The following is a 12432-nucleotide window of genomic DNA, read 5'->3' as shown; positions in this document are numbered from 1 at the left end:
GGACGGCCCGAGCCTGGACTGCCCACCTACCACCGTCACCTCCGACCGGACGTTTGCCGGTCGTCGAAACGGGTATACGGGCGTGCTCGAGCCGAGCCGCCGACGGAGGTCCACGATGAGCAGTCACCGGCGTGACGAACACGCGCTCCAAGCGCAGAGCGACGCGGTTCGCGTGGTCTCGGCGCGGTCAGGACTCGTAGCGGTCGGTGGAATCGTCTCGCTGCTGCTCCTGCTGCGGTGGCTGCGCAACCGGTGAGCCACCGCTTCGGTGACGAGGTCGCGGCGCTTTGCTCGCCGCTGACCGATCCCGGTGACTTCGACGTGCTGCTGGACCGCGTCGGTGACGCGCGGGTGGTCATGATCGGCGAGGCCAGCCACGGCACGCACGAGTTCTACCGGTGGCGCGCCGCTCTCACCCAGCGGCTGATCACCGAGAAGGGTTTCTCCTTCGTCGCGGTGGAAGGCGACTGGCCGGACTGCGACCGGGTCGACCGCTCGGTGCGCTGTTCCCCCGGTGCACCCGAGGACCCGCGCGCGGCACTGCTGGCTTACGACCGGTGGCCGACGTGGATGTGGGCCAACGAGGAGGTCGCCGGCTTCACCCGCTGGCTGCGCGCCCGCAACGCCACGGAGGACTATGCCGGGCGGGTGGGTTTCCACGGGCTGGACGTGTACTCGCTGTGGGAGTCCTTGCGCGAGATCATGGTGCACGTCCGTGAGCACGACCCCGCCGAGGTGCCCGCGGCTCTGGCGGCGTACCGCTGCTTCGAACCCTACGGCGAGAGCGCCCGGGACTACGCGAGGGCGACCCGCCTGCTCCCTGCCAGTTGCGAGGACGAAGTGGTAGACCTGTTGGTGCGCCTGCGGGAACGCGCCGCGACCGAGGGCACCGGCTCGTTCGGGGCGTGGCAGAACGCCGAGGTCGTGGCCGGGGCCGAGCACTACTACCGGGCGATGACGGCCGGTGGACCGAGCTCCTGGAACATCCGCGAGCAGCACATGGACGAGACTCTGCACCGGCTCCTGCTGCACTACGGCGCAGGTTCGAAAGCCGTGGTGTGGGCGCACAACACACACGTCGGTGACGCCCGCGCCACGCACATGGCGATGTCCGGCAACGTGAACATCGGCCAGCTCGCCCGCGAGCGCCACGGTGGCGACCAGGTCGTGCTGATCGGCTTCGGCGGCCACCACGGCACGGTCATCGCAGGAAGCTCGTGGGGCGCCCCGCTGCGCGAGATGCCCGTTCCGGCCGCTCGGCCCGGATCGCTCGAACACGTGCTGCACGTCAGCGCCCCCGAACTGGCCCTGATGGTCTTCCCCCGCGATGACCTCCCCGGCCTGCTCACCACCGAGCTCCCCCATCGCGCCATCGGCGTCGTCTACGACCCCGGCCAAGACCGCGTGCGCAACTACCTGCCCACCAGGCTCGGCGGCCGCTACGACGCCTTCCTCTGGTTCGACGAGACCCGTGCGCTGCACCCGCTGCAGATCCGGCAGATCGACACCCTGGAGCCGGAGACCTTCCCCAGCGGCGCCTGAGGTGCGGCCGCAAGACCACTGTGGACTCGTCAGTGCCGCAGGAACTGCTCGAGACGCCGGCGAGCGAAGTCGGTGAACGGCACCGCGTCGACCAGCTCGCACAGGGCAACGCCGATGAGCTCGCGCCGTGCCAACCCTCGTTCAGCCCACTCGGCGACGCGCTCTCGTGGCGTCGACCTCCGTAACATCCGCGATCCGGCAGTTCGGGAGTCCTAACGCCGCCTGTGTTCGCGCAACGCCGGGGTGATCCCACGAACATCACCACGCCGACGCCCAGCAGCGCGACGGTGACGGCCTGGCGCTGCACCTCTGCGCTGATCCGGCGGCCCATGACGTGCACGCTCGGCTCGGCGCGGACCTCGGCCGGCAGGACGAACGCGAGCAGCGCGAACGTCGTGACTTTGATACGCCTGCGACGACCGCGAACCTCCGCGTGGCGCGATGCCGACAACCGCACGACAACGTCGCCACAACAGCAGACCGGTACTTCTTCGTTCAGCAAACCACCACCTACGAGGGAGACCTGGATGAGAGCCAGACTGGCGACAGCCCTGGCGGCGTTGCTGGCAGCGGCGGCGCTGATCGCGCCCGCCGTGAACGCCACGCCCTACCAGCGCGACGCCTACATGCGCGACAACCTGAGCGACGTTGGCAACGAGCCCAGCTCGGGCAGCATCTACCAGAGCCCGGACATCAAGGTGTGCTCGACGCCGGTGCTGTGCGCGGTGTCGCAGAACCCCATCGTCGGCGTGAACAACTACGTCTTCGTGGACATCAAGCGGAAGCCGGGCGGCATCGGCAACGTCGACGGCACCCTGCACCTGTACCGCAGCAACCTCGGCGGCGGCACGCCGTGGCCGAGCGGCTGGACCCACATCGGATCGGCCGGCGCGACGGTGCCGGTGAGCGGCACCACGGTCATGATCACGTGGCCGGGCTGGAACGTGCCGGGACCCGCGCACTTCTGCCTGCTCGCCCGCTGGGTGTCCAGCGCGGACCCGATGACGTTCGCCGAGGGCAGCAACACCCAGGCGAACGCCCAGAACAACAACAACATCGTGTGGCGCAACGTCGACTCGGTGCGGGTCACGCCGAACCAGCCCGTCCGCGTGCCCTACACGATCGGCAACCCCGAGCGCGGTGAGGCGATTCAGACGCTGCTCGTCGAGCAGCCCGTGCCGTTCGGCGGCACTGTCGTCCTCGACCTCGGCCGGGAGCTGCTGGACCGCTGGAAGGCCGGCGGCGGGCGTGCGGCCGGTGTGCAGCAGGTGGGCGAGACGCAGTTCCAGGTCGTCGACACCAGGGCGCGCTTCGACGGGGTGCCGCTCAAGGGCGAGGAGCGCATCGAGGTAGCGCTGACCTTCTCCACGCGGCAGGAGGTGGGCCCGGCCGAGCTGCACGTGCGCCAGCTCGACGCCAGGGGTCAGGAGCTCGGCGGTGCCCAGTACCTGATCAACCAGAAGTACTGATTTCCGGCTATTCGGTATCAACCCCCGGTGGGTCCGTCTCCGCTGAGTGAGGACGGACCCACCGAAAGGGTTGTCGATGAAGACCATCATGGTGTTGTTGCTGCTCGTGCTCGGAGTCGCGCCGGCCTACGCCGGGACGGAATGCGAGCCGCCCGACTGCCCGGACGTCGTGGACGCGCACGACGGGCCGGTGCACGAGAAGGCGGACTCCTACACCGCCACGCTGCGGGCACGCGACGGCGAGGCGGACGAGAACGTCGAGGTGACCTACCGGTTCGTGGACGGCACCGCGAAGCTGGGCCAGGACTACCTGGCCGAGCCCCGCGCGGCGGTGACGATCAGGGCGGGCACGGGGGAGGCTGGTGTGCCCTACCGGGTCCTGCGAGTGACCGGGGAGCAGAAGAGGTTCACCCTGGAGATCACCTCGGTGAGGAACGGCGTGGTGGGCAAGCGGATCGCGGTGTTCACGATCGGCGGCACGAGAGGAAGAGCGTGATCGCCTGAGCCAGGTGGCGGGCCGCCGCGGTCCACCGCCCGCACCGGCCTTCCAGGTCGGCCAGCGTGCGGTGGACCCCCGCCAGCTCGAACTCGTCGGGTGCCTGGGTCCTGGCCGCGAGCGCTGCCTCCAGGCGGGCGCGGGTGCCGGTCAGGTCGCCAAGCGTCAGCGCCGCCTCCGCCAGGTGCAGCAGGATCACCGCCTGCCGGTGCACGTCACCGAGCGCCTCGCACACCTCGAGCGCGGCGGTGAGGCCGTCCCTCGCCGCGGCCGGGTCGCCGAGCGCGAGCTGGGTGAGACCGAGGCCGGTCAGGGCGTCCGCCTCGAAGCGGTGGTCGGCGATCTCCCGGCTGATCCGCAGGGCGTCCCCGAAGTCGCGCAGCGCCGGTCCGAGGTCGCCGAGCCGCCGCGACGCGTTGCCGAGTGTCATGAGCGTCGCCGCCTCCAGCCGCTGGTTGCGCCGGGCCCGGAAGGTCGCGAGCGCCGCGGACAGTGGTTCGGTCGCGAGTTCCGGGCGGCCCATCCGGACGTAGGTGTAGCCGAGGTTGCGGCGGGCGAGCGCCGCGCCGACCTCGTCGCCCGCGGCGGTGTGGACGTCTGTCGCCGCGCGGTAGGACTCCAGGGCCAGGTGGAACTCCCGCAGCTCGGAGTGCGCGTTGCCGATGTTGTTGTGCAGCCGCGCCTCCCCGCGCGGGTCGCCCGCCGCGCGCACCAGGGCGAGCGCCTGACGTTGCACGACCATCGCCTCGGGGATGCGGGATGTCATCTGGAGCGCGATGCCCTGGCCGCGCAGCATCTCCGCCTCCGCCCGCCGGTCGCCGAGCGCGCGGGCGGCCTGGACGGCGAGCTCGCACTGCTCGACGCGCGCCGCCCAGTTGCCGCGCGCCTCGAAGTAGCCCGTCAGCAGGTAGGCGAGCTGCCACGTCTCCCGGTGCTGCCCCGCGCGGGCGGCGAGCAGGATCACGCGCAGGAAGTTGTCGCGTTCGGTGTCGAGGTAGGTGAGCACCTCCGCCCGGTCCGCGCCGAACGGGAGGTCGTCGGAGCCCTGTCGCGTGACGAGGTCGTGGCGCGGGTTGAGCACCTGTCCCGCCGCGTGCGCGACGGTGAGGTACCGGTCGAGCAGCCGCCGCACGCCGTCGCCGATGTCGCCGCTCTGCCGGGCGAACAACCGGATCAGGTCGTGCAGGCCGTACCGGCCGCCGCCCACCTCCTCGACCAGGTGTGACGCGACGAGTTCGTCGAGGCCCGGTCCGAGCGCGTCGGCGAAGTCGGCGGGAAAGCTCGCGCCGGGGTGCTCGCCCAGGACCCGGAAGAGCCGGGCCGCCTGCGGGCTCAGCGTGCGGTGCGCGCTCGCGAACACGGTGCGGATCGTGCGGTCGTCGCCGTCCACCGACAGCACGTCGAGCGGGTCGTTGCGGGTCAGCTCGCGCACCAGGTCGGCGATCCGCCTGCCGGGCCGCACCGTGAGCCGGGCGGCGGCGATGCGCAGCGCCAGGGGCAGCCGCCCGCAGCGGACGACGAGCTCGGCCGCCGCGCCCGGCTCCGCCCGCACGCGGTCCTCGCCGAGGATGCCCGCCAGCAGGTCGCGTGACTCGGACTCGGACAGCAGACCGAGCCCCACGGTGTGCACGGCGTGGCGTGTGCCGAGCGCCGACAGCGTGTCGCGGCTCGTGACGAGCAGCAGGTTGCCCTGGTCACCGGGCACGAGCGGCAGCACGTCCCGCGCTCGGCGCACGTCGTCGAGCAGGATCAGCATCCGCTTGCCGTGCAGCAGTGTCCGGTACAGCGCGGCGGCGTCCGCGGGCACCCGGTCCGCTGGGACGCCGAGGCTGTGCAGGACCTCCGTCAACGCCTGCTCGGGGGTGAGGCGCTGCAGGTCGAGGAACACCTGCCCGTCCGGGAAGCGGTCCGCGACGCGGCGGGCCAGTTCGACGGCGAACGTCGTCTTGCCGACCCCGGCGATGCCGGAGACGACGACGATCGGCGGGAGGTCAGCGAGGGCGGCGAACTCGGCGGCGCGGCCGGTGAAGTGCCCGGCGCGGGCGGGGAGCTGCGCGGGTCGTGCGCTGTAGAGGGAGGGGTCGCGGCGCAGGATGGCGGTGTGCAGGGCGACGAGGTCGGGGCCGGGGTCGGTCCCGAGCTCGTCGGCGAGCCTGCTCCGCAGCCTGCGGAACACCGCCAGCGCCTCGGCGTGCCGACCGCCGAGGTGCAGAGCCTTCATCAGCAGGCCGACCAGACGTTCCCTGGCCGGGTGGGCCGCCACCAGCCGCTCCAGCTCCTCGACGGCGTCCGGCCGGTCGAGCCGCTCGCCCCAGAACGCCTCCAGCGCGGCGACGTGCTGCTCGCGCAGCCGGTCGACCTCCGCGAGGCCCCACCCGAACAGTTCCGTGCCGGTCAGCGGCTCGCCGCGCCACAGTCCGAGGTCCCGGGTCCGGTCGAACGTCTGCGCGTCGACGGCCGCGTCGAGCCGGTACCCGCCGGGTTCGGTGCGCAGCGCGCCGGGCAGCCCGCAGTTCGCGAGCGCCTGGCGCACCCGCGCGACGTGGCTGTGCAGGGAGCGCACCGCCGTGCGCGGCGGGTTCTCGCCCCACAGCACGTCGACGAGGCGATCGACCGAAACCGGTGTGCCCGCCCGGAGGGCGAGCACGGCGACGATGCTGCGCTGCCGGGTGCCGGTCAGCACCGCCCGGCCGTGCGGTCCCCGCACCTCGACAAGACCGAGGATCCTCACCTCACCAGCTGTGTCCCGCACATGACGGTACGTTAACGCGGGCATTTCGCCGGTGGCAGCGCTGATCGTGGGACAGAACCGGCAATTCGGTCTGGCCGCGCCGGGAAACGAGCCGGGGAACGCGCCGACCTCTACCCCACCGCGCCGATCGCCTCGTCCAGGAGGCCCAGCCCGAGCTCCAGTTCCTCCTCCGACGCCGCCAGCTGCGGGGCGATCCGGAAGACCCCGCCCATCCCCGGCATCCGCACGATGTTCATGTGCAGGCCCAGCTCCAGGCACCGGCGGGTGATCGGCGCGCGCTGAGCGACTCGTCCGCGATCTCCAAGCCACCAAGAGCCCGCGCCCGCGCACATCGGTCACCAGCGAGTGGCGTGCCGCGATGTCGTCGAGCCCGGTGCGCAGGACGCGCCAGCCAGCGGACCAGCCGGATCGCGCTCGGCACGGCCGTCATCCCGCTCGGCTGGGAGAACCCGCTGCGCCTCGCCGAGGACCTCGCCACGGTCGACGTGCTGTCCGGCGGCCGGCTGAACCCCGGTGTCAGCGTCGGCCCGCCGATGCACTGGGACGAGGTCAAGGGGGCGCTGTACCCGGAGACCGCCGACGCCGAGAACTTCGGCTACGACCGCGTCCAGCGGCTGCTCGGCTTCGTCGCGGGCGAGAAGGTCACCGGCTTCAGCGGCGTCGAGGGCATCGAGGTGTGGTCGGACCGGGTCCAGCCGCACGCCGCCGGTCTGCGCGACCGGATGTGGTACGGCGGCGCGAGCCTGCGGTCGGCCACCTGGGCCGGCGCGCACGGCATGAACTTCCTGACCAGCAACGTCGTCACGGCCGAGGGGTCGGAGGACTTCGCCGAGAACCAGCTGGCGCACGTCCGGGCGTTCCGCGAGGTCGGCGGTGGCCGCGTCTCCCAGGGGCTCGTCGTCATCCCGACCGACTCCGCGACGCCGGAGCAGCGGGCGAAGTACCAGGACTACGTAGACAAGCGCACGCCGCGCACCGCGTCGCCGATCGGGCCGCGGCGGATGATGTTCGCCCGCGACATCATCGGCACGTCCGGCGAGATCGCCGAGCAGCTGTACGCGCAGCTCGCGTTCCGGGAGGTCGACGAGGTGGCGTTCGCGCTGCCGTTCAGCTTCGAGCACGAGGACTACGTCCAGATCCTCACCGACCTGGCGACGAAGCTCGGACCGGAGCTGGGCTGGCGGCCCGCCTGACCGGTTCCCGCGAGACCGGCTCCCGGGATCTGGGAAACTCGACACGTGCGCGTGGAACTGCTCGGGCCGACCTCGGTGGAGGCGGAGGACGGCACACCGGTCGACGTCGGTGGGGCCCGCGTCCGCATGCTGCTGGCCCGGCTCGCGCTCGACCCCGGCCGTCCCGTGCCGACCGGCACGCTCGTCGACGACCTGTGGGGTGAGCAGCCGCCCGCGGACGCCTCGAACGCGTTGCAGTCGCTCGTGTCGCGGCTGCGCAAGGTCTGTCCCGTGACGCTGGAGCCGGGTGGTTACCGGCTCGGCGTCGCGGCCGAGGACGTCGACGTCTTCCGGTTCGACCGGCTGCGCGCCGCCGGGCGGCTGGACGAGGCGCTCGGCCTGTGGCGCGGGGAGGCGCTCGCCGACGTGCGGGAGGCGCCGTTCGCCGCGGCCGCCGCCGCCCGCCTGGAGGAGGCGAGGCTCTCGGCGCAGGAGAGCAGGTTCGCGAGCGGCGAGCCGGACGTCGCCGCGCTGACCGCCATGTACGAGAAGCACCCGCTGCGTGAGCGGCTGGCCGGGCTGCTGATGCGGGCGTTGTGCGCGCAGGGCAGGCAGTCCGACGCGTTGCGCGTCTACGCCGAGGTGCGCGAGAGGCTCGCCGAGGAGCTGGGCGTCGACCCGTCCCGGGAGCTGCGGGACGTCCACCTCGCGGCCGTGCGCGGGGAGCTGGGGCCACGGCCCGTCGTCGACCGGTTGCCCATGCGGCTCACCAGTTTCGTCGGGCGGGACGACGAGCTGGCGGACATCGCGGCCACGCTCGGCCGGGCTCGGCTCGTGACGCTGGTCGGGCCGGGTGGCGCGGGCAAGACGCGTCTCGCGACCGAGGTCGCGGCACGGCACCCGTTGCACGGCAGGGGCCGCGTGTGGTTCGCGGCGCTGGCGGGTGTGCGTGCGCCCGAGGACCTGGCCGGTGCCGTGATCGGCGCGTTCGAGCTGACCTTCACCGGCGACCCGCTGCGGCGCACGGGCGAGGGCATGGCCCGCATCGCCGAGGTGCTCGGCGCCGGGGAGTCGTTGCTGGTGCTGGACAACTGCGAGCACCTGGTCGGCGCGGCCGCCGAGTTCGCCACCGAGCTGCTGCGGAGGGTCCCGAACCTGCGCGTCCTCGCCACCAGCAGGGAACCGCTCGCGGTCGACGGCGAGACGCTGTGCCAGGTCGGCCCGCTCGCGGTGCCCAACGGCCAGACCGACGTGACGGGGTTCGGCTCGGTGCGGCTCTTCCTCGACCGGGCGGGCGCGGTGAGGCCGGGGTTCCGGCTCGACGAGTCGACCGCGGACGACGTGCGGCAGATCTGCCGCCGCCTCGACGGCATGCCGCTCGCCCTGGAGCTCGCCGCCGCGCGGCTGCGGTCGATGACGGTCCGGCAGATCACCCAGCGCCTCGACGACAGGTTCCGGCTGCTCACCTCGGGCAGCCGCACGGCGCTGCCCCGGCAGCGGACGCTGCGCGCGGTCGTGGAGTGGAGCTGGGACCTGCTCACCGAGGAGGAGCTGCTGCTGGCACGCCGGTTCGCGGTGTTCCCCGCGGGCGCGGACCTCGCCGCGGTCGAGGCGGTGTGCCTGCCGGACCCGTTGTACGTGCTCACGTCCCTGGTCGAGAAGTCCATAGTGGACACGGTCGAGATCGACGGCGAGCCGCGGTACCGGATGCTGGAGACCATCAGGGTCTACGCGGACGAGCAGCTGACGGCGTCCGGCGAGCGGCGGGAGGTCGTGGCCCGGTTCCGGCGCTACTACCGCGACCTGACCGCGCGGTGGGAGCCGCTCATCCGCACCGCCCGGCAGCTGGAGGCGATCGAGGTCTACGAGGCGGAGCAGGACAACGTGCTGGCCGCGTTGCGCGGGGCCATCGACGACCGCGAGGTGGAGCTGGCGGCGGACCTGCTCGGCGGCACGTTCTGGTACTGGCTCGTGAAGGGCGACAACGAGCGCGCCGAGAGCTCGGTGCGCGACCTGCTCGAACTGGGCGACCTGCTCCCGGCGGACTTCCGCGCCACGTTCCGGGCGATGCAGCTGATCATGGCCGCGGTGCCGGGCGTGACGGACGGGGACGAGGTCACGGCCGTCATCGAGAGCTGTGTCGCCTCCGGCGCCGTCGAGAAGTACCCGTCGCTGTCCATCGCGCTGCCGATGCTCGCGTTCCTCGGCCAGAACACCGAGCTGGCGCGGCGTGAGGTCCGGCGGGCGCAGGAGAGCGCCGACCCGTGGGCGCGGGCGGGCGCGGAGTGGGCGATGAGCTTCATCCTCGCCGACGAGGGCGACCTGGAGGGTGCCGAACGGGCCAGGGACCGGGCGTACGACCGGTTCACGGCGGTCGGCGACCGGTGGGGGTCGGCGATGACGCTCGGCATGAAGGCCGCGTTCGTCTCGCAGACCGGCGACCACCAGGCGGCGATCGAGCTGTACCGGCGCGGCCTGGCGGTGGCGATGGAGCTGCGTTCGCAGGACGACGTCGTGCAGCAGCGGTGGCGGCTCGCGGTCGAGTACGCCCGGATGGGCGACCACGAGGCGGCCGAGCGGGAGATCGCCGGCGCCGAGGACTTCGCCCGCAGCGGCGGCAACGACCAGCTGTCCGCGCTGCTCGACTACGCGAAGGCCGAGGTGCTGCTGCGGGCGGGCAAGGTCGAGCAGGCGCGGGCGCTCAGCGAGGCGTTCCGGCGGCGGGCCACCATGTCGTCGCTGCTCAGCTCGTTCGCCGAGGAGTGGGCGGCCACCCTCGACGCCCGCGTCGCCCTCGTCGGCGGCCGGTTCGGCGACGCGGCGGCGTTCACCGCGACCGCCATCACGACGACGTCGGACCGCGCCGACATGCCCGACCTGGCGGGCGTCACCGAGCTGCTGGCCGTCGTCCGCGACGCCGAGGGCCGCCCGGACGCCGCACGACGCCTGCTCGCCCTGGCGCAGGTCATCCGGGGCCGCCTCGACCTCGGCGACCCGGACGTGCGGCGGCTGGTCGACACCCACGGCGAGCCGGAACCCCTGACGATCACCAAGACCGAGGCGCTGCGCGAGGTGCGGGCCGAGGCGGGCGTCGACTGACGCCCGCCCCGTCCGGGGACCCGCGAGGTCACACGCGCTTGCGGTAGGCCCACGTCGCGAGCGGGAAGAACACCGCGACCGCCGCGGCCATCCACACCAGCGAACCGGCGAGCGGCCCGGCGATGGCGCCGCCGTTCATCAGCCCGCGCAGCGCGTCGGACAGCAGGCTCACCGGGCTGACGTCCGCCCACGCCCGCAGCCAGCCGGGCATCGTCTCGGTGCCGACGAACACGTTGCTGCCGAACGTCAAGGGCATGATCAGCACGATCATGATGCCCTGCACCGCCTGCGGCGTCTTGAGCAGCATGCCGATGAACACCGCCGCCCAGCAGAAGCACAGTCCGAACAGGATCGCGAGACCGCACGCGACGAGCAGCTCCACCGGCCCCGTCTGCACCCGGTAGCCCATGACGGTCGCGACGAGCAGCAGCACCGCCACGCACACCACGTACCGCACGACGTCCGCCAGCACCGCGCCGACCAGAGGCGCCGACCGTGCGATCGGCATCGCCCGGAACCGGTCGAAGACGCCCTTGGAGACGTCGGTGTTGAGCTGCACGCCCGCGGTCATGCTGGCCTGCAGGATGTTCATCACCAGCACTCCCGGCACCAGCGTCTGCAGGTAGGCGTCGGTGTTCCCGGCGAGCGCACCGCCGAACAGGTAGGTGAACATCACCAGCAGGATGATCGGCGCGATCGTCACGTCCGCCAGCTGCTCGGGGTTCTTGCGGATCTTGAGGACGCCGCGCCACGCCAGCGTGAGCCCGTGCCGCGCGCCCCTGTCCAACGCGATCGTGCTCATGCGACGCTCCCCTCGGTCTGCTTGTCCGCCTCGGACCTCTTGCCCGTCAACGCGAGGAACACCTCGTCGAGGGACGGCAGGCGCAACGCCAGCTCGTCCGCGGTGATCCCGGCGTCGTCGAGCTTGCGGACCAGGGTCGACAGCAGCACCGGGTCGTCGACGGGTGCCGTCAGCAGTCCCGTGTCGTCGTTGCGCATCGGCGCGTTCCCGGTGAGGTCGGCGAGGATGCGCTGCACGGCGTCGAGGTCGCGTGCCGACGTCGGCCGCACCTGCAACGTCTGGCTGCCGATCCGCCGCTTCAGCTCGTCGGGCCGTCCCTCGGCGACCACCCGGCCGTGGTCGAACACCGTGATCGTGTCCGCGAGCTGGTCGGCCTCCTCCAGGTACTGGGTGGTGAGCAGCACCGTGACGCCGTCCGCGACGAGCCTGCGGACCACCGCCCACACCTCGTTGCGGGCGTGCGGGTCCAGCCCGGTGGTCGGCTCGTCCAGGTAGAGCACGGACGGGTTGCCGACCAGGCTGGCCGCGAGGTCGAGGCGGCGGCGCATGCCTCCCGAGTACGTCTTGGCCGCGCGCCCCGCGGCGTCGGTGAGCTCGAACCGCTCCAGCAGCTCGGCGGCGCGCGCCCGTGCCCCCGCCCGGGAGTGGTCCAGCAACCGGGCGAGCAGCACCAGGTTCTCCGTGCCCGACAGGTCCTCGTCCACCGACGCGTACTGCCCGGTCAGCCCGATGAGCGAGCGGACCGCCCGCGGGTTCTTCACCACGTCGTGGCCGTGTACGGTCGCGTGTCCCGCGTCCGGCCGCAGCAACGTCGCCAGCACCCGCACCGCCGTGGTCTTGCCCGCGCCGTTCGGCCCGAGCACCCCCACGACCTTCCCCTCCGGCACCTCCAGGTCGACCCCGTCCAGGGCTTTCGTCTCCCCGTAGTGCTTGACCAGGCCATGAGCCCTGATCGCCACTGACATCGTTCGTCCCTCCCTTGGTGGACGAACGATGCGCTCCGGCGCTGGCAGGACGCGCACAGGACGCTGTCAGCGGCTGGCAGGGCGGCCGTCACGTCGGGCGGTACTCACCCCGGAACCGCCGCTCGCGGGTGGCGG

The 12432-nt window shown here is 72.6% G+C and carries 10 protein-coding genes; 6 read left to right on the top strand and 4 right to left on the bottom strand.

Annotation, left to right across the window (positions count from 1 at the left end; all coding sequences use genetic code 11):
* Window positions 1-115 precede the first annotated feature (115 nt).
* From BLT23_RS40910 to BLT23_RS23735, 4 genes are all read left to right on the top strand, one after another.
* A complete protein-coding gene (locus tag BLT23_RS40910; RefSeq protein WP_176946895.1) occupies window positions 116-256 on the top strand; it encodes a hypothetical protein in 141 nt (46 codons plus the stop codon).
* On the top strand, window positions 253-1542 hold the full coding sequence (locus BLT23_RS23745; RefSeq protein ID WP_245744121.1) for an erythromycin esterase family protein: 1290 nt from the start codon (window positions 253-255) through the stop codon (window positions 1540-1542). Before BLT23_RS40910 ends, BLT23_RS23745 begins: the two co-directional genes overlap by 4 nt.
* 527 nt (window positions 1543-2069) lie before the next feature.
* Window positions 2070-3011 (top strand): hypothetical protein, encoded by a 942-nt coding sequence (locus BLT23_RS23740; RefSeq protein WP_143036014.1) that lies wholly within the window; start codon window positions 2070-2072, stop codon window positions 3009-3011.
* Window positions 3012-3087: 76 nt separating this feature from the next.
* Window positions 3088-3507, top strand: a complete 420-nt coding sequence (locus tag BLT23_RS23735; protein ID WP_090052277.1) for a Calx-beta domain-containing protein — start codon at window positions 3088-3090, stop codon at window positions 3505-3507.
* Here BLT23_RS23735 and BLT23_RS23730 read toward each other — a convergent pair.
* Both BLT23_RS23730 and BLT23_RS42185 read right to left on the bottom strand, forming a co-directional pair.
* The gene (locus BLT23_RS23730; protein WP_245744120.1) at window positions 3476-6259 is read right to left on the bottom strand and encodes an AfsR/SARP family transcriptional regulator; all 2784 of its coding nucleotides are present in this window, start codon (window positions 6257-6259) and stop codon (window positions 3476-3478) included. The genes BLT23_RS23735 and BLT23_RS23730 overlap by 32 nt on opposite strands.
* Before the next feature lie 110 nt (window positions 6260-6369).
* Window positions 6370-6495, bottom strand: a complete 126-nt coding sequence (locus tag BLT23_RS42185; protein WP_342713688.1) for a hypothetical protein — start codon at window positions 6493-6495, stop codon at window positions 6370-6372.
* 114 nt (window positions 6496-6609) lie between these two features.
* On the opposite strand from BLT23_RS42185, the gene BLT23_RS23725 reads away from it, so the two are divergent.
* Together BLT23_RS23725 and BLT23_RS23720 are read left to right on the top strand one after the other, a co-directional pair.
* Window positions 6610-7452 carry an LLM class flavin-dependent oxidoreductase gene (locus BLT23_RS23725; RefSeq protein ID WP_245744119.1) on the top strand — a complete coding sequence of 281 codons (843 nt, stop codon included), beginning with the start codon at window positions 6610-6612 and terminating at the stop codon, window positions 7450-7452.
* A 45-nt stretch (window positions 7453-7497) separates the two neighbouring features.
* On the top strand, window positions 7498-10530 hold the full coding sequence (locus tag BLT23_RS23720; RefSeq protein WP_090052275.1) for an AfsR/SARP family transcriptional regulator: 3033 nt from the start codon (window positions 7498-7500) through the stop codon (window positions 10528-10530).
* 28 nt (window positions 10531-10558) lie between these two features.
* Here BLT23_RS23720 and BLT23_RS23715 read toward each other — a convergent pair whose 3' ends face one another.
* Both BLT23_RS23715 and BLT23_RS23710 read right to left on the bottom strand, forming a co-directional pair.
* The gene (locus tag BLT23_RS23715; protein WP_090052272.1) at window positions 10559-11332 is read right to left on the bottom strand and encodes an ABC transporter permease; all 774 of its coding nucleotides are present in this window, start codon (window positions 11330-11332) and stop codon (window positions 10559-10561) included.
* The gene (locus BLT23_RS23710; protein WP_090052270.1) at window positions 11329-12297 is read right to left on the bottom strand and encodes an ATP-binding cassette domain-containing protein; all 969 of its coding nucleotides are present in this window, start codon (window positions 12295-12297) and stop codon (window positions 11329-11331) included. Before BLT23_RS23710 ends, BLT23_RS23715 begins: the two co-directional genes overlap by 4 nt.
* Window positions 12298-12432: the final 135 nt, after the last annotated feature.

Origin of the sequence: Lentzea fradiae, from assembly GCF_900100955.1 — a bacterium.
GTDB lineage: Bacteria > Actinomycetota > Actinomycetes > Mycobacteriales > Pseudonocardiaceae > Lentzea > Lentzea fradiae.
Note: the sequence above shows the minus strand (reverse complement) of the source record. Positions and strands in the feature narration are given on the sequence as shown.